The following is a 21,943-nucleotide window of genomic DNA, read 5'->3' as shown; positions in this document are numbered from 1 at the left end:
ACGGAAGTGATCCAGACCACCATTGAATGAGCCGGTCCTGTGCGGCTGCGCCCTCTAGTCCGGAAAGACGTATGCACTGCCATGCTCGATCTGAAACTTCTCAATGCCAGCATTTTCACCATGGCTGATGCCGCTCCCACGGCGCGCGCAATGGGAGTGCTGCACGGGCGGGTTGTCGGGCTCGACGACGACATCCTTCACCTCCCCGCGCACCGTACGCTCGACTGCGCCGGCGCCGTCGTCGTCCCCGGCTTTGGCGATTCGCACAATCACATGGCGTGGTTTGGGCAGTCTTTGGCCGAGCTGGATCTGTCCGGGTGCCGGACCCTTGACGAGGCGTACGACGCTGTTGCCAAGTTTGCGCTCGACCTTCCCGAAGGCGCGTGGGCGGTGGGATCCGGCTATGACGACACAGCTATGGGCGGCCACCCGCACCGCAGCGGCCTGGACAAGGCCGCGCCCGGCCGTCCGGTGTGGCTCAAGCACCGGTCCGGGCACATGTGCACTGTCAACACCGAAGTGCTTGAACGCACGGGCGTCCTGAACGGATCAGCGGTCACGCCCGAGGGCGGCAAGGTCGTTCGGGATTCCGAGGGGCCGACAGGGTTGCTCGAGGAACAGGCCCAGAAGCTCGTCACGGCGCTGGTGGTCCCCTACCCTGTAGCGGACCTGGCGGACGCGATCGGTGCGGCGAGCGCCGTGTACGCGTCCGAAGGCCTGACGCACGTGGTGGAGGCCGGCATTGGTTCGGGCTGGATCGGCCGCACACCCGTGGAACTCGCCGCCTATGTGGAAGCCCGGCGCCGCGGCCTCCTGAAAACCCGGGTCCAGCTAATGGCTGCCAGTGATGCCCTGCATCCGCTGCAGTCCCACTCTGCAGACGGGATCACCTTCGGCCTGGACCTCGGCATCGCCTCCGGGTTCGGCGATGACCACGTGCGGCTCGGAGCCATGAAAATCTTTATCGACGGCTCCCTGATCGGCCGCACTGCTGCCGTGACCGAGCCGTTCTGCGACCATGGCCACGGCACCGGCAGCTTCCAACTCTCCCCCGAGGAACTCACACAGCGGATCCTGGACGCCCACTGTTCGGGCTGGAACGTTGCCGCGCACGCAATCGGGGATTCCGCCGTCGACGTTGCCCTGGATGCCTTCGCCGCCGCGCAGCAGAAGCTTCCACGCCCCGAAGCACGGCACCGCGTCGAGCACGGCGGCATGGTGCGGCCCGACCAGCTTTCCCGGTTCGCATCCCTTGGAATCACGCCGGTTCCGCAGCCGCACTTCCTGTTTGAGGTGGGCGATACGATGGCGGCCGCCGTCGGTCCCGAGCGGACGCCATGGCTGTACCGCCACAAGTCCTTCCTCGACCTCGGTATCCGCGTCCCCGGCAGCTCGGACCGCCCGGTGGCTTCCGGCGCACCCCTGCTCGGTATGCAGTCCATGGTGACGCGTCGGACCTCCGGCGGAGCAACACTGAGCCACCAGGAATGCGTCGACGCCGGAACCGCCCTCCGGGCCTACACGGTGGACGCCGCCTGGACCGCCGGCGAGGAGGACCGGCGAGGCACGCTGGAGCCCGGCAAACTTGCCGACTTCGTCGTCCTCTCAGCCCATCCGGCAGACGTACCGCCCGACGAAATCGGCCGGATCAACGTGCTGGCGACTGTGCTTGAGGGCAGCTGCGTCTTTGGCCAGGACTACCTCGATGAACTACAAACTACCCACCACACCACCACCGTCCAATCCCCGTTCCACCTTGAGAGGCAGACAGACTGATCATGCAATCACCTGAGACAAGCCAGGGAGAGGAAGCAGCCGTACCCACTGTCAGTGGAGCCGACGCGGGCAAAATTGCCCGCGCGGCCTTCGTAGGCACTGCCCTCGAATGGTATGACTACTTCCTCTTCGGCACCGCCGCAGCCATCGTATTCAACCGGCTGTTCTTCACGTCCCTCGACCCGACGGCGGCGACGCTCGCAGCCTTTGCCACCTTTGGCGTCGGCTTCGCCGCCCGTCCGCTTGGCGCCGTCCTGTTCGGCTTCATCGGCGACCGCGTGGGCCGCCGCCCGGCGCTGCTGATCACCATCGTGGCAATTGGCGTGGCCACTGGCCTTATCGGCGTCCTGCCCGATTTCGGCACCATCGGCCTCGCAGCACCCATCATGCTTGCCATCCTGCGCCTGGTGCAGGGCCTCGCGGTCGGCGGTGAGTGGGGCGGAGCCATGACCATCGCGGTGGAACACGCCCCCATTGAGAAGCGCGGACGGTATGCCGCGCTGGTGCAGGTCGGATCGCCCGTCGGCACGCTGATGTCTTCGGGCGCCTTCGCGCTGGTGCTGCTCATGCCCCCCGAGGTTTTTGATTCCTGGGGCTGGAGGCTGCCGTTCCTGGCAGCGTTCCCGCTGCTGCTGGTTGCGCTGTACATCCGGTTGAAGGTCGAAGAATCCCCGATCTTCCGCGAACTGGTCAAGCTGGAAAAGCGCGCCAAGATCCCGGCGGTCGATGTCTTCCGCCAGGCCTGGGGCCGGCTCATCGTCGCCATCGCTGCCGCTTTCCTGGGGGTCGGCGGGTTCTATATCATGACCACCTTCGTCATCAGCTACGGCACCACCACCCTTGGCATGGACCGCGGACTTATGGTCAACGCAACCTTGATTGCCGCCGTCGTGCAGATCGGGGTCATCCTGGTCATTGGCCGTATCAGCGAGAAGGTGGGCCCTGGCCGGATGACGTTCTTCGGTGGCCTGGTAACCGCTGCCGCAGCGTTCCCGCTCTTCTGGATGATCGACTCCCGCAATCCGTTCGCCATCGTCCTCGCTGTCACCCTCGGCATTGCGCTCCTGTCCGTGGCCTACTCGGTCACCGGGGCCCTGCTGACGGAAATGTTCCCGCCGGAACTGCGCTACAGCGGTGTTGCCCTGGGCTACAACCTGGCAGGTGCCCTTAGCGGATTCCTGCCGCTGATCGCCGTCGCCCTGCTGGGTGTTTCCGGTGGGGCGTCGTGGACAGCTTCCCTGCTGCTGATCGTGGTGTCGCTGATAACCGCCGCAGGTGGATTCTTCGGCGAGCGCCTCCGCGTCAAGGACAAAGCGATCGTACGGTAAGGAGCGCCATGCTGAACCCGGAAACTGTGCGCCGGATTACCGCCGCCGTTGATGCAGCCTTTGACCGCCAACTCGAGTTCACCGCAGAGCTGATCCGGCATCCCTCCCTGAGGGCAGCCGAGGCCAGTGCGCAGGACCTCATGTTCGCGGAGCTTGAGTCCCGCGGGCTTGCCATGGACCGCTGGACGCTCGACGGCGACGCCCTGGCCACGCACGTGGGCTACGGTCCTACCACTGTGGCCTTCGGGGACCTCACCAACGTGGTGGGTACCTACACTCCGCCGGAGGAAAAGGGCCGCTCGCTGATCCTGAACGGGCATATCGACGTGGTGCCCACCGGCCCTGAGGAGACGTGGGAACGCAGCCCTTGGGATGCCGCGATGAAGGACGGCTGGATGTACGGCCGCGGGGCCGGTGATATGAAGGCCGGACTCGCTGCCAACCTCTTCGCGTTCGACGCGATCCGGGCAGCCGGGCTCACGCCGGCCTCAACCATCCACTTCCAGTCCGTTGTGGAGGAGGAGTGCACGGGTAATGGGTCGCTGGCTGCGCTGCAGCGCGGATATACGGCGGATGCCGTCATCATCCCGGAGCCGGAAGAGAACATGCTGGTGCGGGCGAACGTGGGGGTGATCTGGTTCCGGGTGCGCGTATCCGGCAAACCGACCCACGTGCGGGAAATGGCGTCGGGCTTCAACGCCATAGACGCCGCCTACACCGTCATGGGCGCGCTGCGGGAACTTGAGGCCAAGTGGAACGCCGACAAGGACAGCCATCGGTACTTTGAGGACGTTGACCATCCAATCAACGTCAATATCGGCATGATTTCCGGGGGCGACTGGCCCTCGAGCGTGCCGTCCTGGTGCGAGTTCGACGTCCGCGCCGCCCTGTATCCGGGGGTCCCCGCCGCTGAGGCGTGGGACGAAATCCAGGAGTGCCTCCGCACCACCGGGGTAGGGCCGTCGGTGTCGGTAGCGGCCGAGCGGACGGGTTTCTTCTCCGAGGGCTATGTCCTGGAGGAGGGGTCGGAGGCTGAGGCGGTGCTCGCCTCTGCACACCAGGATGTGTTCGGCATGGCGCTGCAGAGCTTCACCACGCCGGGATACCTGGATGGACGGGTCTTCAACCTCTACGCGGGTATCCCGGCGCTGGTCTATGGGCCGGTGTCCGAGGCAATTCACGGGTTCGATGAACGTGTCAGCATCGAATCGGTGCGCCAGGTGACCAAGACCATCGCCTTGTTCATCGCCGACTGGTGCGGCGTGACCGAGGCGGCTTAGCCCCGTTCCGTACGCAGAAGGCGCCCGGCCAATGGCCGGGCGCCTTCTGCGTGGTCTGGGGCTTCTAGCGGGGGTCGAGCTCTCCGAGGCACAGGCTGCGGACGACGTCGGTGAGCACGTGCAGTCCACTGAGGATGTCCTCGTCGGTGGTGTACTCGTGCTCGTTGTGGGATATGCCCTCCACTGACGGGACGAACAACATCACCGTGGGAACGAGGTCCTTCAGGTTGGTGGAGTCGTGGCCGGCCAGCGTCTTGACCCTTGTATAGGTCAGACCGCGGTTCGCGACGATCTTCTCGGCGAGCGCCACTCCTTCCGGCTGGTAGGGGGTGACGGGCCAGCAGTGGGATCCGGTCTTGCGGATCTCTACCCGGGCTGCCTGTTGGATCTGGTCGATGCGGTCGTGGAGCATCCGGTCGGCCTCTTTGAGGAGCTTCTCGTCGGCGGACCTGAGGTCAAGGAGCAAGGTGACCAGCGAGGGTACGACGACGGGCGAGTTGGGATAGACGTCAAGCTGGCCTACCGAGGTGTGGACGGCGCCGTCGGGAAAGTGATCTGCGATCTCCCTTGCGGCGACCACGAGCATCGACGCACCGAGGAGGGCATCGCGCCGGTCGGCGATGACGGTTGAGCCGGTGTGCGCCTGTTCGCCGCGGACCTCGAACTGGTACTTGTTGGCTGCCCAGTTGGAGTCGACCACGCCGATGGTGATGCCGTCACGTTCCATGCTGCGGCCCTGTTGGATGTGGATTTCGGCGGCGTAGGCCGCCTTCGGCCCGGCGCCCTGGCCGAGTGCCGCGGTGGCTTCCAGCGCTTCCCGGACGGTGATGCCTGCCGGGTCCGTGATGGCCAGGACTTGCTCGGGTGTCATCTTTCCGGTGTAGACGGAACTGCCCATCATGGATGGCTTGAAGCGGGCGCCTTCCTCGTTGAACCAGTTCACTACGGCCAGGTTGTACGGAAGAATTGTCCCCACCGCACGCCATTCCTCTGCGAGGCGGAAGGCTGCGTGGGCAGCAGCGAGGACTCCGTAGGCGCCGTCGTAACGTCCCGCTGTCGGTTGGGAATCAAGGTGGGAGCCAACCAGCACGTACGGGGCACCGGGATTCAGTTCCAGCAGGCCAAACTGGTTGCCGACCTGGTCGAAGGATACGTCGAACCCCTTGCGCCGAAGGATGCCGGCCAGCCAGGCCCGCTGTTCCCCGTCTGCGGGTGAACCCGCCTGCCGCTCCACTCCCCCGCCAGGGGTGGCACCAAAAGCGCTCAGGACAGCGAAGTCCTGCAGGAACACGGCGTCGCCTCCTGTGAACTTAGTGGGATCTGGTTCCGGCACAGCACCGTTGCTCATGATTGTCCTTTGGGCTTGATCAATGGTTGTTCAATCGTGTCAGGGCCGCCTGCCGCAGGCACTGGGTCGGGACAACCAATTCGGAAGGCCGCATTGTGAATCTGCACATCCGGCAAGGACGGTGGTGCAGGTGTGATGTCCTCAACCGGTGCGCATGCAAGGGAACTCGTTTACGATGTAGAGCGAGCTGCTTCATCACCCCCGCTCGGCCAGACGACGGTCTCCCGCGGACCGCTCTGTCGGGGTAGCGGAGTAATTCTGCACGCCAGGCGGCGCAGGCAAGCGACGTGAGGAGTGATGATGGCCGGATCAATACGGAGCGGGTACTTGCTCAGCGGGCGGTACCGCGTAAAAGATTTGATCGGCGTAGGAGCTCAGTCAAGCGTTTACCATGCCGTTGACGAGCTGCTAAGCCGTGACGTAGCGGTAAAGCTGTTCCGGCAACACCACGGGAACCTTGAGCAAGTCCGTCGTCAGGAAGCGGAGGCGCGCATCCTGGCAGGAATGAGCCACCCCGCGCTCGTCACCCTTTTCGACGCCGGCGCGGATCTAAGTGATCCACTTGACCCGCTCAGCTACCTGGTGATGGAACTGGTCCGCGGGCCAGACCTGCGCAGCCGGGGGACTTTGGGCCCGATGCCGGCTGCAAGCATCGCACACCTTGGGCATGATCTTGCCGATGGTTTGGCCTACATTCATCACCACGGCATAGTGCACAGGGACGTCAAACCGGCCAATGTCCTGCTCGTCGAAGACGGCAGAGGCGAAAGCAGACCCCGCGCCAAACTGAGCGACTTTGGCGTTGCGTTGCTGCTGGGGAAAGACCATGAAACCTTCGAGGGCGCTCCCTCAGGGACACCCCACTATTTGAGTCCAGAACAGGCCGCAGGTGAGCCGTCAGGACCGGCCAGCGACGTCTATTCACTCGGGCTCGTTCTCCTGGAAGGGCTGACCGGGAAAATCACTTACCCCGGCGCTCCCATCCAGTCAGCGCTGGCACGGTTGCTGCACGATCCCTACATCCCGGAGGAAATCGCCCCCACATGGGTTGCGCTGCTGACCTATATGCTGTCCCGCGACCCGGCTGCCCGGCCGTCGGCACGCGAAGTGTCGTTGGCGCTGCGGCAGGAGATCGCCTCCAGCGCTGGCAGGCGCCGGACCGGGTCCCCGGATTCGGTTCAGGACGAGGAAGCCAGAATGCGGGCCGTTCACCGGTATCGCATTTTGGATACGCTCCCTGATGGGACTTTCGACCGGGTAGTGTCCGTCGCCGCGCGCATGTTTCAAGTTCCGGTTGCCATCGTCAGCATTGTGGACCACGACCGCATCTGGTTCAAGGCCCGCTACGGCACCGACGTTGAGCAGGTTGGCAGGGACCCCGGGCTTTGCGCCTCGGCGATTCTTCAGGACGAGGCATGGGTCGTGGAAAGCGCCGCCACCGATCCACGCACCTTGGCGAACCCCCTGGTTGCGGGGGAAGCGGGCATGCAATTTTACGCAGGCGTGCCGCTGCGCACCCCTGACGGATACAATCTCGGGACCCTTTGCGTTTTGGATCAAAAGCCAAGAGAATTCACGGACGACGACATCTCCACGCTGGAAAACATGGCAGCTATCGTCATGAATGACCTGGAACTGCGGCTCCAGACCAGACGAAGCTACAGCCATACTGAAGCTGCAGCATCGCGATAGTCATAACTGAGGCCGCCTATGCAACCGGGTGGGATGAGCCCGTTCCGTTGCCGCCGGAAAGCCCAGCCAGCTCGGTGCTTCCCCGCACGATGAGATCGCAGGGGAAGTTCACCTGCCGCGGTGCGCGTCCTGGCGAGTGAATTCGCTCAAGCATCATTTCCGCGCCGACGCGGGCCATTTCGCGGCTTGGCTGCCTGACGGTTGTGAGGCTGAAGGAGTCCCAGGCAGCCATGTCGACGTCGTCGTATCCGATCACCCAGCACTCCGTGGGCTGAACCTTGTGGGCCCGAAGGGCGTCCAGGGCACCAAAAGCCATGTGGTCGTTGGCGCAGAAGATTGCTTGGGGCCGGTCGGCGCGGGAGAGCAGACGGTTGGTTACCTGGGCGCTGATGTCATGGGAAAACCCGCCGTCAAAGCGGAAGTGTTCTGGCACGGCGTGGCCCTGCCCGGCCATTTTTCCCAGGAATCCCCGCCCACGTTCACGGGACGTACTGGCGTTTTGCGCGCCGCCGATGAAAGCCACCCGCGTCTTGCCGTGCGCCAGAAGGTAATCGGCGACGGCGGCGCCCCCGTCGGTGTTGCTGCTGGTGACCTGGTCACATTCCAGGCCTTCCACAACGCGGTTGATCAGGACAATCGGGCTGTTTTTTTCGATGGCTGCTTGCAGCTCCAGTGAGTCTTCAGTGGCGGTTGTGAAAATTACTCCGTCGACGGCGTGTTCGCGGATGGCCTTCAGCGCGTCGTGGTGGCTGCCGCCGCCCGCGTTCCAGATGACCACGCGGAAACCGGCGGCGTCGAGTTCGCGGCTTAGCTCGTCTAATACTTCCGGGTAAAACGGGTTCGTGAGGTCCGCGACAACGACGCCTATGGTGTTGGTTCGCCGGGTCTTCATGGCTTGGGCGCCGGCGTGCGGCACATAACCCAAGGTTTCCATGGCTGCCTGTACCCGCGCTTTTGTGGCGGGGGAAAGCTTCGCGGGGGAGGACATCACGCGGGAGACGGTTGCCTGGGAGACACCGGCAAGTTCCGCAACATCTCGGCTTGTGACCATCGAGCCGTCCTCCGTACATTGATTGTTCCGGTACGGGGGCGCACCGGGCTGCTGCACTGCGTTGTTTCAGACTAGGCCAACCGCGCGTCTCATCCAGCAAGAACAGCGGATCCCGCTGATGCGGTCTCCGCTGTTCCCGCTGATGAAGCCACCCTTCTGACTAGGCCTTCGTTCCGGTGAATGCCGGCGTCTTGCCGATTTCCGCCAGGTCAAGGTCTTTGGTTTCCTTCGCGAAGGAAACCGAGGTCATGGCGACGATCGTTGAGGCGATGATGATCAGTACGACGGGCCAGGTGCCGCCGCTCCAGAGGACGAGTGCGCCTGCCAGTGCCGGCATGAACCCGGCGAGCAGGATCGATGCCATCTGGTAGCCGATGGATATCCCTGAGTACCGCACGGCGGTGGGGAAGAGTTCGCAGTACAGCGCCGGGAGCGGGGCGTAGACCAGCGCATGGCCCAGGGCCAGGAACAGTGCCACACCGAGGATGATCGCCAGCTGCTGGCCCGTGCCGATGAGGGCGAAGATCGGCCACGCGGTCAGCACGATTGCGGTTCCGCCGAGCAGGAAGGTCCGCTTCCGGCCGATGCGGTCCGAAAGGCGGCCGAAGATCGGGATCATGATGATGTTCAGGGCAGAACCGATCATGACTGCCGTCAGCCCGTAGTGCTGCGGGACCTTCAGGGTAGTAGTGACGTAGGAGAGGACGAAGACGGTGAAGAGGTAGTAGTTTCCGGCCTCAGCGAAGCGGGCGAAGATTGCAATGAGCAGCGGCTTGCGGTGGTGTGCGAGCAGTTCGGTAATTGGGGCCTTGCGGTGCTGGGTCTCCTTGGCCATCTTTTCCTTCTCCACGAGGAATTCCGGGCTCTCTGCTGCGTTAAGCCGGATGTAGAGGCCAACTGCGGCGAGCACGATGCTCAGGAGGAAGGGAATTCGCCAGCCCCAGGTTGTGAAGGCATCACCTGTCAGCACCCCTGCCAATGCCACCGCGGCTGTACCCAGGAGCAACCCGCAGGACACGCCGATCTGCGGCCAGGAACCGTAGAAGCCGCGTTTTCCCTTGGGTGCGTTTTCGACCGCTATGATGGCCGCGCCGCCCCATTCCCCGCCCACGGCGAAGCCCTGGGCAAGTCGGAGTACACAAAGCAGAACCGGGGCCAGAACCCCAACCGCCTCGTAGGTGGGGAGCATCCCGATCAAAGCGGTGGAGGCCGTCATGATGGCGAATGTCAGGATCAGGGTCGATTTTCGTCCGATCCGGTCACCGAGGTGGCCGGCGACGAAAGCGCCCAGGGGGCGGGCAACGAATCCGACGCCGAACGTGGCGAGGGCCGCAATCTGGGAGATGCTCGGATCCATCGCGGGGAAGAACAAGGGCCCGAAGACCAGCGCAGCGGCGGTCGCGTACACGGTGTACTCGTACCATTCAACGACCGCGCCGATGGTGCCCGAGAACAAGGTCCTCCGCCGGACCTGTTCCGGTGTCATGGATTTCATGGCTGACATGGCAAAACTCGATTCTTGAGGAAAGTGTTGGGTCCGTGTCAGTTGTCGAAAGTGTGGTCGGACCAGGGCAGGGTGGTGCCGCGGTACTTGGCCGCACGGACGTCGCCGGAGCGTGCATGTCCTTCGAACCGTTCCACCCGTGAGGCACGTCCGCAGAGTTCGCCGAAGAAGGCGCTGGATTCGGTGTTGGTCACTTCCTGGTAGGTGACGGTGCGCAGGTACTTGCCAACCCAGAGGCCGCCGGTGTAGCGGGCGGCGCCGCGGGTGGGCAGTACGTGGTTGGTGCCGATGACCTTGTCTCCGTAGGAGACGCAGGTTCCTTCACCCAGGAACAGTGCGCCGTAGTCGTGCATCTTGTCCAGCGCTTCGCGGGGGTTCTCGGTGAGGATCTGTACGTGTTCGTAGGCGTACTCGTCGGCCAGGACGTACGCCTCGTCAAGGGTTGAAACCACATGGACGGCGCCCCAGTCCCGCCATGCGGCACCTGCGTAGTCACGGGTTGGCATGTCCACGAGAATCGTGTCGATGTGCTCCATGACCTTCCGGCCCAGCTCTTCGCTGGTGGTGATCAGGACGGCTGGTGAGTCGGGGCCGTGTTCTGCCTGCGACAGGAGGTCAACTGCGACGATAAACGGATCGGCGTGTTCGTCGGCAACGATCAGAACTTCTGTGGGACCGGCGAAGAGGTCAATACCCACCTCGCCGAAGAGCTGCCGCTTGGCCTCTGCTACGAAGGCGTTGCCGGGTCCAGCCAACATGTTGACCGGCTTGATGGTCTCGGTGCCGATGGCGAGGGCCGCTACGGCCTGGATGCCGCCGAGGAGGTAGATCTCGTCTGCACCCGCCAGATACATGGCAGCGACGGTGGCGTCGGGCACTTCGCCCTGGATCAGCGGTGTGCAGGCAGCGACGCGTTCGACCCCTGCAACCTTGGCGGTGATGATGGTCATGTGTGCACTGGCCAGCAACGGGTACTTCCCGCCGGGGATGTAGGCACCAGCGGCCTGGATGGGAACGTTCTTTTGGCCGAGGAAGACTCCCGGCATCGTTTCGATTTCGAAGTCAGTCAATGACTCAAGCTGCTTCTGCGCCATCACCCGGACCTGCTCCTGGACGAACTTGATGTCCTCGATGGTCTGCTCCGGAACGCGGGCGATGATTTCGTCCAGCTGCTCCTTGGAAAGCAGGAAGGACTCGGGTGCGTACTTGTCGAACTTCTCGGAGTACTCGCGAACTGCGGCATCCCCGCGTTCACGGATGTCGGCGATAACGCCTTCGACGGTGGCGCGCACTTCCGGTGTGCTGCCCCGGTTGACACTGCTCTGGGCAGGCTCCTTCAGCATCACGGAGTCCACGGCCGAACTGATTGCTGTTGTAACGGTCATCGGATGTACCTTCCATCTTCATTGATGGGCCTCCCAAGAGCGCCCCGAGCCAGACCAGCGGCCTGCATGATCACCAACTGTATACGTATACATTTTCGGGCACAATAGTTTTTGGAGAGTAATGTATACGTATACAGCGGGAGAGCATACGTCCGTGTCGCATTGAGGAATGGCCTGAGCGAACCGGCTTTCAGTAAGCATCCGCAAGCGTTGTCCGAAAGCGCTAGGCCCCCGTCCAGAACTCGCGAAGCTCCCGGCGCGGATCCTCCTCCAATCGCGGCAGCTCATCAAGGATCATCGTCCTGCGGCCGGGGCCGTATACCGGCCAGCCTGGAGAGTCCGGGGTAGCAGGATCCCCGGTCCGGGCGAAGGCGGCCCACGCGGCGCTCATCATGTCGCTCAGGCTCTGCGGCGCCGTTCCGCGGGTGAGGAACTCCGCGTCTGGTGAGCTCCGTTGCCGGAACACGAACGGAATGTCCAGGGCGTGGCAGGCGCCCAGCTTCCCGGCCAAGGCAGGGCTGCGCCAGGTGAAGAGATACGAGAAGTTCTTGCCTGCGGAGCCTTGCCGGGCATCCAGCAACCGGTTGCTGGGCTGCCGGTAGACGGTGTCGGAAATGGCGGCTTCCAACACCTGCTTTCCATTGGGCTCCGCACCCAAAGCGAAGGCAAGGGCCTGGGCATACTCACCCCCGCGTCCAGGAGCAGTTCCGGCATCTGCCAACACCGCGGCGGCACGGTGCTCGTACGAGGGCTCCAACGGGTTGTTGGGCCGCATCTCCACAGCAAACGACCCCTCATTCAGGTTCGTCCCGATTAGCAGGTCAACATCAGAATTCAGGCCGTTCCGCACCGACTCCAGCGGGGGCACTGGAAGCGACGGCGTTCCCACGGTCGGCTGGAAGGGCAACGGCACCGCAAAGGTTTCAACCGCGGCACGCTGCACCAGCTTTTCCTGGGCCTTGAGCAGCCGCTCCACCGGAAGCCTCAGCAGCTCCCCGGCGCGGGCGGAGTCCAAACCGCACAGCTCCAGGAACTCAAGGCTGATACGGGAAGAGTCTTCCGGATGCCGGTACCTCTCGGCCGTGCCGCTCTGCATGATCGCCCGCCGGAACAGTCCTTGTGAGGCCGGCATTCCCAGCAACGTGCCCACGGCAGCAGCACCGGCAGACTCACCAAAGACCGTCGCGTTCGTGGGGTCGCCACCGAAGGCCGCGATATTCCTCGTGACCCAGCGCAGGGCCTCAAGCTGGTCCAGGAGCGCCAGGTTGGATGAGTCCTCGTAGCCAGGGCCCAGCAGCTCAGCCAGGTGCAAAAATCCCAGCGCACCCAGCCGGTAGTTGAGCGTCACCACCACGGTGCCCGTGGCACCCGCGAGATTGCCGCCGTCGTACATTGCGTCGCTTCCAGCGCCTGAAACATACGCGCCGCCGTGAATCCACACCATCACCGGGAGTCCGGAGCCGCCAACGTCAGGCGTCCAGACGTTCAAGTTCAAACACTCGCTCTCACTCCACGTCCGCGGTTTGCGGCCAGGAGGTGCCGGAACCTCGGGGTTCTGCGGCGCCGCAGGGCCGGGCACCGTGCAATCGCGCACCCCGGTCCAGCCAACCGCGGGGAGGGGCGGGAGGAAACGGCGCTTCCCAGCCGGGGAACCGGCATAAGGGATCCCCAGAAAGCAACTGACCTCGCGGCCCTCAGCGGAGAAAGTACTGCCGCGGATGCTTCCTTCAGCGATGGTGGCGGCGGTGACCGTGGTGTCTAGGCTCATGCCGGCTGGCGCTCCTGAAGGTGAAGGTGGAACTGCCAGCATCCCAGCTGCACAAGATGCAGCACAGTCGGCTTCCAACTATTGAAATTCCGGCTCCCTCCACGAGCAACGGCACGTCATGCTGGAGGTCACATCCCGGCGCAGCCGGACGACTGGAAAGAAGGAACCATGTCCCTCAGCGTGGAGGAAATGAACCAGCAACTGCCGGTGGCCAACACCCTGCCCGGCGAAGCTGTCCCCTATTACATGGCCTCGGGCGAAGGCTCGCGCTACGAGATCAACGGCCAGCTGATCACGGTCATCGCCCGCGCGGCCGACACCGGCGGAATCTTCAGCGCCGCGTACATCTCCGGCGGCATGGGCGCGGAATCGCCGTTCGTCAGCCACAAGGTTGAACACAAGACCCTCTACGTCTTCGACGGCATCCTCCACGTCTGGCTCCCCGGCGAAAGCCGCATCCTCACCCCCGGCGACTCCGTGGTGATCCCACCTAACACGCCCCACGCCTACCGCATGGCCAGCCACTACACGCGTTTCCTCAACTGGATGACGCCCGGCGGCGCTGAGGCCTACTACGAGCGCGTCGGCACCCCCATCGATTCCCACATCCCGCCCGTCCGGGCCGGCCACACCGCCAGCCTCCAGGAACAGGCAGCAGTAGGCGCCGAGTTCGGCATCAGCTTCCCGGAGGTTGAGCGCGTGGAGCCTTCCTTCAAGCACGACGCCGGCCTGCCGCCCACGCAGAGCCCCTACTTCCTCAGCGCCCACGAAGGCGAGCGCCTGGTCAGCTACCAGACCATGTTCACCTACCTGTCCCGCCCCGCCAATACCGGCTCGAACTACTTCGCTGTGCACACCAAGGGGGCCAAGACCCCCTACATCCCGCTGCACTTCCACGAGCAGCACACCGAGAACTTCCTCGTCACCGAAGGCCGGATGTGGCTCTACGCCAACGGCCGGGAGATGCTGCTGACCAAGGGCGATTTTGTCCACGCCCCGGCCGGCACCATCCATTCCTTCGCCTTGGACTCGCACAACACCCAGATGCTGGGCTTCCTCACGCCGTCGGTCTTCAACGGTTTCTTCGAATATTTCAATAAGCCCACCGAGGACTACATGTACACCGAGGGCGGCCAGCCGTACATGGACATGGAAGGCTTCGGTCGCGCGCAGGCCGAGATGGACCTCACCGTGGTCGGTCCGCCGCCGGAGCGCCGGATCGCGCTGGAAATCTCCTAGCGCTTCCCCAAACAAATGGCCCGGACCTCCGAAAGGAAGTCCGGGCCATCGCTTGTGCAGCGTCCAGTCGCCAGCGTCGATCTTAGCCGCCGGCGAGCGCCTGCTTGACCAGTTCGCGGCCGTAGTCGTTGCCGTTCGGAGTCCGCACCACTGTGTGCATGTGGAATGGCGCAGGCTCGTCGTTGCCGAGGAAAACCCCTGTGTGGTGGTCCAGTTCCAGGACCACCACCGGGCTCTGCAGCCGGAAGTAGAAGGCCTCCTGCCCCTCCCAGCCGCCAATCCAACTGAAGAAGCTCTCGTCGTAATGCTCCTGGATCTCACGGCGCCGGGCAGCGCGCGGACCATCCGGCAGGTACGCGATGAAGTCCTCCACCACGGCGTCCAGGATCGCATGGGCTTCCGCCGGCATGTCGGCCACCCGGATGCCCTCGTACGGGATCACCCGGTTGTCCTGAAAGCAGCCGCCGAGGTGCCGCTCGTCCCCGGCATGGATCCGGCCCTCGGGCATGGCGGGATCCACCATGGATTCATACACGGTGGCCGAAGCCCGCATCTCAACAGGGAGCGCCGCCATCAACCCGCGGGCCAGGGCGATGCGCTCCTTGAAGACCGCCACTCCTTGGTACGGCCCGGCGTCGATAACATCGGGCTCGGCTCCCATAAACACAGGCGAGATCACCAGCTGCGTTCCCGCTACCAGGCAGTTCAGCGCGGCGTGGTGGCCGAACAGCTGCCACCCCCACGGCTCGGTCTCGGACGGTTCCCCGTAGAGCGCGAAGTTGTAGCTGAACTCGTTCATCAGCAGCGGCAGCTCCACCAGCTCGCCGAGGAAGCCGTTGATCCGCATGAGGTTGCGCACCAGCTCAAAACCGGCCGGACTCAGTGACGCTTCCACTACAGCGAACACGGCATCACGCACCGGGGCGTCCAGCTCGTCCAGGCGCAGCCCGGTGTCGTGCTGCATAAACTCCGGGTTAGCCCAGCTCTGCCACTCGGGCGCGTCCACGGCGTAACTCAGCCGGGACGCCTGCTCAAGATTCAGTGTGCCAAGGAGCTTGCGGGCCGCGGCGACCATCTCGGGGGTGGGCGCCTCCTCCCCCACCCGCGCCGGGGTCAGGGGATACATCCCGGGGCGGAGGACGCCGTCGTTCGTGATGCCTGTGAACGGCTGCGGATACAGCTTCTTCCAGCCCTCGATCATGGGCCCGGCAAACGAGTCATTGGTGGCCGCCTCGGCGTACTCGCGCGCGTTCAGGCCGCGGATCTCCGCCACCCGCGGGTGGTCAGGGGCAAAAAGATAATCACGGAACGACGACGCGGACACGGGCCTTCCCTTCCTGCTCGTTGTGCTGGTTCTGCTCTTCCGGGTCCGCCGGCAGGTGCCCGGCCGCTACAGCCAACGCAGCTGCTGCCGCCTCTGCCGAATTCCCACGCCACACCACGTGCTGGTCCGGGCGGACCAGCACGGCGTCGGCGCCCCACAGCTCCGAGGGTGAGGTCCCGTCGTCGAAACGTTCGACGGCGGCAGTCGCCACCGGGATTCCGTTCCGGTTTCCGGCCTGTTCCACGGGAGCAAAGACGAGGGCGGCAGGCCTGCCGCCCAATGCCGCTGCATCAACCAGCAAAGTAAAGCCCTGGCCCAAAAGGTCGTAGACCGAGGTCGATTCGTCCAGCCAGGCATGCGGAAGCAAGGCTCCCGGGCTGGCCGAGGGAACGTACACTATGGGATCCTCCACCGGGGCGGGCCAGCCGTCCGGGACTACCACGGGTGAGCCCCCGTACGCGTATCCAAGGACAAGGCCCAGGGAGTCGAACTCGCTCTGCTTTACCGCCAGGGCTTCGTGTGCCGCCTCCCGGGCTGCTTCACCGGCTGCGCCGTCGGCCAGGAGCGCGGGGTCGGCGAAGTGGTAGGCGAGCGCCTTGCCGTTGGCGGCGGCGTCACTGATGGTGCGCGCTGCCACGGGGCGGCGCTCCGCCTCGTAGCTGTCCAGCAGGCCATCGCCGCCCCAGCCGTCCAGCACCCCGGCGAGCTTCCAGGCCAAATTGGCCGCGTCCCCCACACACGTGTTGAAGCCATGTCCGCCCCAAGGCGGGTTGAGGTGCGCGGCGTCGCCCACCAGGAACACTCCCCCGCACCGGTACTCCGGGGCCAGCAGCATCCGTGCCGTCCACGGATCGGTGGCCAGGACCTCAATGTCCACGTCGGCGCCCACCAACAAGCGGACCATCGCAGCAGCCCCGGCGGCATCCACCGCCTCCTGCGGGTTCACGCCCTGGATGATGGCCCACCAAGTGCCGTCGAGGTCCATCGGCCCCACCATTCCCGAGGTGTCCGCGCCGACAACCCAGTACTGCACCGCCGGGTCCAGTTCGACCGCCGCGGTGAGCCCTGACGACCGGAACAGGATGCTGATGTTGGACAGTGCGGCGGACCCGCCTTCAAGCCGGACGCCCAGGCTCCGGCGCACGGCGGAAGATCCGCCGTCAGCCCCGATCACGAAGTCCGCGGCGATGCCGTGAGTGGTGCCGGAAGGGCCGGAAAGCACAGCGGTGTAACGGGTCTCAAGGGCCGCGGAATCAGCAGCGGCCTCCACCGTCTCCACGCTCCAGCCCGTCACCATCGTTACGAGGGGCGACTCGGCAGCAGCGGCCCGGAGCACTTCCTCGAGCACGGGCTGCGGGACCTGCTGGCCGCACTCGGGTTGCGGGCCGTAGCGGCCGGGCACCAGCTGGAAGGCATTCCGGAACCGGCGCAGTTCATGGGCATCGCCACCGGTGAGGCCGGTGCAGAAGCTGACGTCCTGTGAGTAGCCAACGGGAAGCGGAGAAGCGGCGCGCAGTGTGTCCGCGATGCCAAGCCGGCGCAGGTGCGTCATGGTGCGGGCGTTGGTCGTTTTGGCACGCGGCCGGGCGTGGTCCACAAAATCCCGCGGCTCCACCACCAGGCTCGGGATCCCGCGGGAGGCCAGGTCCAGCGCCAGGAACAGGCCGCTCGGCCCGCCGCCGGCAATCAGGATCTTTGCCTCCGCCGGCAGCTTGTCCGGGGAGGCTAGGCGATGAGAGACCATCAGGCACGGCTCCGCAGGGACAGTTCGCCCACCGGGGTGGTCAGGGTGCCGAGCTTGTCGATTTCCACTTCCACGGTGTCGCCGGGCTGCAGCAGCCACTGCGGGTTTCGTGCGTAGCCCACGCCCTCGGGGGTGCCGGTGGCGATGACGTCTCCGGGGTGGAGCGTCAGGGTCTGGCTGATCAGGGAGATGATGGCCGGAACGGAGAAGATCATGTCGCGGGTATTGCCGTTCTGGACCTCGGTGCCATTTACCCGGGTCCGCACCTGCAGGCCGTCCCGGAGGTCGCCCACCTCGTCCTGGCTGACCAGTGGCCCGAGCGGGCCGGTGAAGTCGCCGTTTTTGCCGAGCGTCCACTGCGTGGTGAGCTTCTGGGCGCGGCGGGCGGTGAGGTCGTTGAAGGTGGAGTAGCCGAAGACGGATTCTGCAGCCTCCGCCTCGTCCGCCGATTCCACGCGGCGCCCGATGAAGGCGGCAACCTCGCCTTCCCAGTCCAGCCCGCCCTCTCCCGAGGGCACGGGAACGGGGACGTTTCCTACGGACAGGGATGCCGTCCAGCGGCCGAACAGGGTCGGGTAGGCGGGCAGCTCATGGTCCTTGTAGCTGCCTTCGGCGACGTGCGCCTTGTAGTTCAGCCCAACGCAGATCACGCGCGCCGAGGCGGGGACAAGCGGCACTTCGGTGACGGTTCCGCGCTCCACCGAGGTGCCGGCGTCGGCCACTAGCGTGACTGCCTTGTCCTGCCAGCCCGCGGGGTCCGTCCAGAATTCGGTGACCGGCGCGAGCGGGAAAAGGTGCGGGTCCACAAGGGCCGCTGCCCAGGATTCGCCTTGGTGAATGATGCCAACAAACTGCATGGGAGGCCTTTCAGGTCTTGCCGGGGCTGGGTGCCGGGGATGTTTAGAGTCAGGGTTTGTGCGCCTGGCGGCGGAAGAAATCGATGGTGGCGTCCGCGGCTTTCGCGGCCGCTGCAGGGTCCTGCCCGGGGAGCTGCCACATGTGGTCGGCGCCCTCAATCAGCAAAAGTTCGACGTCGGTGCCCGCGGCTTCCAGCGCCGCGGCCAGCGTGGCGGACTGCGCCGGCGGGACAAAGCGGTCCGCAGTGCCGTGGGCCAGGAAGAACGGCGGGGCGTGGTTCCCCGCGTAGGTCAGCGGGCTCGCGGCCGCTGCCTTCTCCGGCGCGTCGGCTGGCTGGGCTCCCAGGAGGAGCGCCTCACGTGAGCCTGGATCATCGGCGGTGGCGACGGCGTTGGGCAGCGCCTGCTCCCCCATGCGGAGGAGGTCGGTGGGCGGGTACCAGACGGCGACGGCGGCAACGACGTCGCTGACGTCCGCCCGATCCTTATCGCCGCGGTACTCTTCCGACCCGGCCGTCAGGCCCACCAGGCTTGCCAGGTGGCCGCCCGCTGAATCGCCCCAGGCGTAGATCCTGTCCGGGTCCACGTTGAAGTCAGAGGCATGCGCCCGGAGCCAGCGGACAGCAGCCTTGGCGTCCAGCAATTGGGCCGGGAAGTGTGCCACGGAACTCAGCCGGTAATCAGCTGAAGCCACCACAAAGCCGGCGTCCACCAAGCGCTCGATCGGGCTCAGGTTGAGGGAATCCACCTGAGGGCCAAGGGAAGAACGGCCACCTACACGCCAGCCGCCGCCGTGGAAGTGGACCACTGCCGGCAACGATCCGGGCTGCTGCGGGGCGGCGGACTGTTGTGCGCCCGGCTGGGAGGCGGCGGGTAGGTAGAGATCAAGCAGCAGCGGGGCTGAGCCCTCCGGGTGGGCAAACTTGATGCCCTTCAGTACCGGCCCTGCCGTCATCGTTGACTCCATGTCCTACCGTGCCGTCTCGTTCATGCGCCGGGCCACCAAATGTGGACCGCGTCACTACTCAACCTTTGCGCATCGGCACTTGGTCCCGCTGGGCCCGTTTCACTCAATGAAACTGCTTCATTGACAGCCAGGCCGCAACCAGGTTGGGCCCGCCCCGGCAGCTCCGTCCCCGTTAGCAGCGCGAACAACTGGCTGCACCTGCCACCGGCGCCAAACTAGGCTTGTTGTTACCGGGGACTCCGCACCGATGAAGGAGTTGATTTCCAGGCGGGGTGAAGTCATACTCGCCAATCCTCTCGGCCCTCCCGTGCGTGGCTGGAAGGACGTCGAGAGGACCATGGATCATGCATCTCCCATTTCCGAGAGGGCGAGCCGACCCGTTTTGAGCGGGTTTCGGAGTTTGTGGGAACCGACCTGGCTTACATTGTTGAACTGGAACGAACGCGGGTAAAAATCGGTGGATCCGGCGGGTTCTCACCAATAGCCTTGAGGGTAACGACAATCTTCCTGATGGAAGACGGCGGCTGGAAAGTTCTCCACCGCCATGCCGACCCCATAACTGCGCTCAGGCCAATCGAATCCATCGTTCAGTAGCCACGCGCTAAGACAGGCCGCTCCGGACTATCTGAATCAGCGAACCGCCGGGTTCCTATGAAATTCCGGCTACCACGCGTCCGTAAGACGGACTAAGGTCACATCCATGAAGCCGATCATCCTCCTCGACGTCGACGGAGTGCTGAACCCGAAGGTCCATCGCGGTGATGGCGATCGCCCGGACCTGCACCTCTCGGACGCGAAGGTTGCCTTGGTGCGGCGGCTCGCTACTAAAGGCCGCATCGCCTGGGTGACAACCTCGCCGGCGGATGTCGTGGCCGGCCTGGACGCACAGCTTGAACTCGACGTGGAACCCCTGCGAGTGAAAGTGGAAATGCGGGACAGCGACGCTGAGGAGCCGACGCCGAAGCTGTCATCAGTGGCACGGTGGCTGGAACGGATGGAGGCTTCCGGTGAGGCGGACTGGGACTCGGTCGTGTGGATCGATGACGTCCTCGGCCCTGACGTTCACGACTGGGCCCATCACCTTAACCAGCCTGTCCTATTGGAGAAACCGGTACCCGAACAGGGCCTGACGGAAGCGCATGTCGTCGCGGTTCAGGTGTTCATCGATGGCGGGAAGCGGCGGAAAACCGACTCCCTATGACCAAGCGCTCTTGCTTCCCGGATGTGATGTGTTACTGCAGGTGGCAGGAGCTTCGGGTGCTGCCAGAGGTCCGCATCCCCCACGGGCTTATGGTTGCTGTATCGCCCTGGCGTGGGGTGTTGCCAGTTGGGTCGCTAATCCTGCGAGCAGGATGCTCAGTCCTTGGTCGAGTTCGGCGTCGCCGTCGTAATCGGCGAGGACCGGACCCAGCGCCCGGAGGTGGGGGAAGTCCTTGGCCGGCAGGCGGTGGAGGCCCAGGCGCAGGATGGCTTCGTTTTCGTCCGGGTCCACGATGTATTCCTGCAGCTCGTTCAGGATGTGCCCATAGAGGAACCCGTAATAGGCACGGTAGACGTGAAGGGCACTTGCCGGTGTGAAGCCTGCGTCTATCAGCAACGCCAGGATCTGTTCCAGGGGCCGCAGCGTCCCCAGCGGTCGCATCCCCAGGGGGGTGGAGAGAGGGCGGGTGACCAACAGTGGCACCACGTTGGGGTGCCGCAGGGCCAGGAGCCGCAGGTCGTGGGCGATCTTACGTAGCTGCGCCTGCCAGTCCGGGTCGTCGGGAAAGATGGCCAGTTCGTTCAGGACCATTTCGGAAACCCCGTCGAGAAGGGCTGCCCTGTTGGAGGCGTAGCGGTAAAGGCTCATGGGATCGCGTTGCAACTCGTGCCCGAGGCGGCGCATTGTAAGCGCGTCCAGGCCTTCAGCATCCACCAGCGCCAACGCGGTCGAAAGCACAAGGTCCCTGCTCAGGCGCGCCCTGCGGGGGCTGGTGGGGGGATGTGGGTTCGGTGCGGGGGCCATGGTGGATCCGTCCTGCTGGTTTGCGTCAGGCCCACCCATTGAGAGATACGTAAGCTTGCTTATCAAGTAGTCTACATGTACAGTCTACGGTGTAGAGAAGTTGTCGACATGGTTTCAGTAGAGGGATCAAAGTTTGCATGGCCGCCACGGCCGCTCACATCACCGTCTCAGGAGAACCACATGACTACCCACACCCAAAATGAACACTCCAGCACTGTCCGCAACGCCAACGACATCAAGATCTCCACCCGGACCCTTGAATTCGCCGTCTACGTTGCAGCGGTCATCGCCACGATCATCACCGCGGCAGTTGTCGGAGACGACGCCAACGAAAACGGCGTCGACGTCTTCAACGCCAACGACGCGATGCAGTACATCACCTTCCTCACAGTCGGCCTGATGGTGGCCCGCGGCCTGGCGAAGGCCGGCAACCGGGCACATAACAACCACGCCTAACACGCGCTCTTCCGGCACCCGTTCCGGGAACTGACGATCCTGGCGCGGCACCTCTAAGGTGCCGCGCCAGACTCACCCTGTTTCACACTTTGTTTCAACCTGCCGGGCCACCTAGAGGATGGTTCGGCAGTTCCGCTCAGTGCCCCGTGCACGGTATTGGGCTTGAGACCGCTGTAGCCGAACGGCGGACAATTGCACCTTGTTGAAAAGAGCCATCAT

General features: G+C 64.6%; 18 protein-coding genes. 8 read left to right on the top strand and 10 right to left on the bottom strand.

What is annotated here, in order from left to right; genetic code table 11:
- The first annotated feature begins 120 nt into the window (after window positions 1–120).
- Genes CXQ88_RS19500 through CXQ88_RS19490 form a run of 3 tightly spaced genes read left to right on the top strand, consistent with a single transcriptional unit; the run spans window position 121 to window position 4,384 of the window.
- Window positions 121–1,776: an amidohydrolase gene (locus CXQ88_RS19500; RefSeq protein ID WP_258062028.1), complete on the top strand. Its 1,656-nt coding sequence runs from the start codon at window positions 121–123 to the stop codon at window positions 1,774–1,776.
- Between the two features lie 2 nt (window positions 1,777–1,778).
- Entirely contained in the window at window positions 1,779–3,104 is a 1,326-nt protein-coding gene (locus CXQ88_RS19495; protein ID WP_104045772.1) for an MFS transporter, read from the top strand.
- 8 nt (window positions 3,105–3,112) lie between these two features.
- Window positions 3,113–4,384, top strand: coding sequence for an ArgE/DapE family deacylase (locus tag CXQ88_RS19490; protein ID WP_104045771.1), 1,272 nt, complete (start codon window positions 3,113–3,115; stop codon window positions 4,382–4,384).
- A 64-nt stretch (window positions 4,385–4,448) separates the two neighbouring features.
- Here the strand turns inward: CXQ88_RS19490 and CXQ88_RS19485 are convergent, their stop codons facing one another.
- Window positions 4,449–5,732 carry a M20 family metallo-hydrolase gene (locus CXQ88_RS19485; RefSeq protein WP_104045770.1) on the bottom strand — a complete coding sequence of 428 codons (1,284 nt, stop codon included), beginning with the start codon at window positions 5,730–5,732 and terminating at the stop codon, window positions 4,449–4,451.
- Window positions 5,733–6,029: 297 nt separating this feature from the next.
- On the opposite strand from CXQ88_RS19485, the gene CXQ88_RS19480 reads away from it, so the two are divergent.
- Window positions 6,030–7,424, top strand: coding sequence for a GAF domain-containing serine/threonine-protein kinase (locus CXQ88_RS19480; protein WP_306737185.1), 1,395 nt, complete (start codon window positions 6,030–6,032; stop codon window positions 7,422–7,424).
- A gap of 16 nt (window positions 7,425–7,440) precedes the next feature.
- Here the strand turns inward: CXQ88_RS19480 and CXQ88_RS19475 are convergent, their stop codons facing one another.
- The 4 genes from CXQ88_RS19475 to CXQ88_RS19460 all read right to left on the bottom strand — a co-directional run bounded on the left by CXQ88_RS19475 (window position 7,441) and on the right by CXQ88_RS19460 (window position 13,132).
- Window positions 7,441–8,475, bottom strand: coding sequence for a LacI family DNA-binding transcriptional regulator (locus CXQ88_RS19475; RefSeq protein ID WP_104045768.1), 1,035 nt, complete (start codon window positions 8,473–8,475; stop codon window positions 7,441–7,443).
- Between the two features lie 160 nt (window positions 8,476–8,635).
- Window positions 8,636–9,979 carry an MFS transporter gene (locus tag CXQ88_RS19470; RefSeq protein WP_219816362.1) on the bottom strand — a complete coding sequence of 448 codons (1,344 nt, stop codon included), beginning with the start codon at window positions 9,977–9,979 and terminating at the stop codon, window positions 8,636–8,638.
- Between the two features lie 38 nt (window positions 9,980–10,017).
- Window positions 10,018–11,364 carry a histidinol dehydrogenase gene (gene hisD, locus CXQ88_RS19465; protein ID WP_219816361.1) on the bottom strand — a complete coding sequence of 449 codons (1,347 nt, stop codon included), beginning with the start codon at window positions 11,362–11,364 and terminating at the stop codon, window positions 10,018–10,020.
- A gap of 223 nt (window positions 11,365–11,587) precedes the next feature.
- Window positions 11,588–13,132: a carboxylesterase/lipase family protein gene (locus CXQ88_RS19460; RefSeq protein ID WP_104045767.1), complete on the bottom strand. Its 1,545-nt coding sequence runs from the start codon at window positions 13,130–13,132 to the stop codon at window positions 11,588–11,590.
- A 168-nt stretch (window positions 13,133–13,300) separates the two neighbouring features.
- Between CXQ88_RS19460 and CXQ88_RS19455 the strand changes: the two genes are divergently transcribed.
- Window positions 13,301–14,371 (top strand): quercetin 2,3-dioxygenase, encoded by a 1,071-nt coding sequence (locus tag CXQ88_RS19455; protein ID WP_104045766.1) that lies wholly within the window; start codon window positions 13,301–13,303, stop codon window positions 14,369–14,371.
- Window positions 14,372–14,453: 82 nt separating this feature from the next.
- On the opposite strand, the gene CXQ88_RS19450 is transcribed toward CXQ88_RS19455, so the two are convergent.
- From CXQ88_RS19450 to CXQ88_RS19435, 4 genes are read right to left on the bottom strand one after another with little or no spacing between them, the layout of a single operon-like run.
- Window positions 14,454–15,695, bottom strand: coding sequence for a DUF3500 domain-containing protein (locus CXQ88_RS19450; protein WP_104045765.1), 1,242 nt, complete (start codon window positions 15,693–15,695; stop codon window positions 14,454–14,456).
- Window positions 15,673–17,439: an FAD-dependent monooxygenase gene (locus CXQ88_RS19445; protein WP_104045764.1), complete on the bottom strand. Its 1,767-nt coding sequence runs from the start codon at window positions 17,437–17,439 to the stop codon at window positions 15,673–15,675. Before CXQ88_RS19445 ends, CXQ88_RS19450 begins: the two co-directional genes overlap by 23 nt.
- Entirely contained in the window at window positions 17,439–18,296 is an 858-nt protein-coding gene (locus CXQ88_RS19440; protein WP_104045763.1) for a fumarylacetoacetate hydrolase family protein, read from the bottom strand. The genes CXQ88_RS19445 and CXQ88_RS19440 overlap by 1 nt, the downstream gene beginning before the upstream one ends.
- A 49-nt stretch (window positions 18,297–18,345) precedes the next feature.
- Window positions 18,346–19,251, bottom strand: coding sequence for an alpha/beta hydrolase (locus CXQ88_RS19435; protein WP_104045762.1), 906 nt, complete (start codon window positions 19,249–19,251; stop codon window positions 18,346–18,348).
- Window positions 19,252–19,578: 327 nt separating this feature from the next.
- Between CXQ88_RS19435 and CXQ88_RS22760 the strand changes: the two genes are divergently transcribed.
- On the top strand, window positions 19,579–19,857 hold the full coding sequence (locus CXQ88_RS22760; RefSeq protein WP_219816363.1) for a nuclear transport factor 2 family protein: 279 nt from the start codon (window positions 19,579–19,581) through the stop codon (window positions 19,855–19,857).
- 106 nt (window positions 19,858–19,963) lie between these two features.
- A complete protein-coding gene (locus CXQ88_RS19425; RefSeq protein WP_104045761.1) occupies window positions 19,964–20,464 on the top strand; it encodes an HAD domain-containing protein in 501 nt (166 codons plus the stop codon).
- 87 nt (window positions 20,465–20,551) lie between these two features.
- Here the strand turns inward: CXQ88_RS19425 and CXQ88_RS19420 are convergent, their stop codons facing one another.
- Entirely contained in the window at window positions 20,552–21,268 is a 717-nt protein-coding gene (locus tag CXQ88_RS19420) for a TetR/AcrR family transcriptional regulator C-terminal domain-containing protein (RefSeq protein ID WP_104045809.1), read from the bottom strand.
- 180 nt (window positions 21,269–21,448) lie between these two features.
- On the opposite strand from CXQ88_RS19420, the gene CXQ88_RS19415 reads away from it, so the two are divergent.
- Window positions 21,449–21,724: a hypothetical protein gene (locus CXQ88_RS19415; RefSeq protein ID WP_104045760.1), complete on the top strand. Its 276-nt coding sequence runs from the start codon at window positions 21,449–21,451 to the stop codon at window positions 21,722–21,724.
- The last annotated feature ends 219 nt before the right edge of the window (window positions 21,725–21,943 follow it).

Origin of the sequence: Arthrobacter sp. ZGTC412, assembly GCF_002929215.1 — a bacterium.
In the GTDB taxonomy this organism is placed as follows: domain Bacteria; phylum Actinomycetota; class Actinomycetes; order Actinomycetales; family Micrococcaceae; genus Arthrobacter.
The sequence above is the reverse complement of the archived record's forward strand: the minus strand, read 5'-3'. Positions and strand labels throughout refer to the sequence as shown.

What these genes read in the sequence shown, in the direction of transcription:
- CXQ88_RS19500 (WP_258062028.1), top strand. Translation starts at nt 121, where the DNA reads ATGGCTGATGCCGCTCCCACGGCGCGCGCAATGGGAGTGCTGCACGGG.
- CXQ88_RS19495 (WP_104045772.1), top strand. Translation starts at nt 1,779, where the DNA reads ATGCAATCACCTGAGACAAGCCAGGGAGAGGAAGCAGCCGTACCCACT.
- CXQ88_RS19490 (WP_104045771.1), top strand. Translation starts at nt 3,113, where the DNA reads ATGCTGAACCCGGAAACTGTGCGCCGGATTACCGCCGCCGTTGATGCA.
- CXQ88_RS19485 (WP_104045770.1), bottom strand. Translation starts at nt 5,732, where the DNA reads ATGAGCAACGGTGCTGTGCCGGAACCAGATCCCACTAAGTTCACAGGA.
- CXQ88_RS19480 (WP_306737185.1), top strand. Translation starts at nt 6,030, where the DNA reads ATGATGGCCGGATCAATACGGAGCGGGTACTTGCTCAGCGGGCGGTAC.
- CXQ88_RS19475 (WP_104045768.1), bottom strand. Translation starts at nt 8,475, where the DNA reads ATGGTCACAAGCCGAGATGTTGCGGAACTTGCCGGTGTCTCCCAGGCA.
- CXQ88_RS19470 (WP_219816362.1), bottom strand. Translation starts at nt 9,979, where the DNA reads ATGTCAGCCATGAAATCCATGACACCGGAACAGGTCCGGCGGAGGACC.
- hisD (WP_219816361.1), bottom strand. Translation starts at nt 11,364, where the DNA reads ATGACCGTTACAACAGCAATCAGTTCGGCCGTGGACTCCGTGATGCTG.
- CXQ88_RS19460 (WP_104045767.1), bottom strand. Translation starts at nt 13,132, where the DNA reads ATGAGCCTAGACACCACGGTCACCGCCGCCACCATCGCTGAAGGAAGC.
- CXQ88_RS19455 (WP_104045766.1), top strand. Translation starts at nt 13,301, where the DNA reads ATGTCCCTCAGCGTGGAGGAAATGAACCAGCAACTGCCGGTGGCCAAC.
- CXQ88_RS19445 (WP_104045764.1), bottom strand. Translation starts at nt 17,439, where the DNA reads ATGGTCTCTCATCGCCTAGCCTCCCCGGACAAGCTGCCGGCGGAGGCA.
- CXQ88_RS19440 (WP_104045763.1), bottom strand. Translation starts at nt 18,296, where the DNA reads ATGCAGTTTGTTGGCATCATTCACCAAGGCGAATCCTGGGCAGCGGCC.
- CXQ88_RS19435 (WP_104045762.1), bottom strand. Translation starts at nt 19,251, where the DNA reads ATGACGGCAGGGCCGGTACTGAAGGGCATCAAGTTTGCCCACCCGGAG.
- CXQ88_RS19425 (WP_104045761.1), top strand. Translation starts at nt 19,964, where the DNA reads ATGAAGCCGATCATCCTCCTCGACGTCGACGGAGTGCTGAACCCGAAG.
- CXQ88_RS19420 (WP_104045809.1), bottom strand. Translation starts at nt 21,268, where the DNA reads ATGGCCCCCGCACCGAACCCACATCCCCCCACCAGCCCCCGCAGGGCG.
- CXQ88_RS19415 (WP_104045760.1), top strand. Translation starts at nt 21,449, where the DNA reads ATGACTACCCACACCCAAAATGAACACTCCAGCACTGTCCGCAACGCC.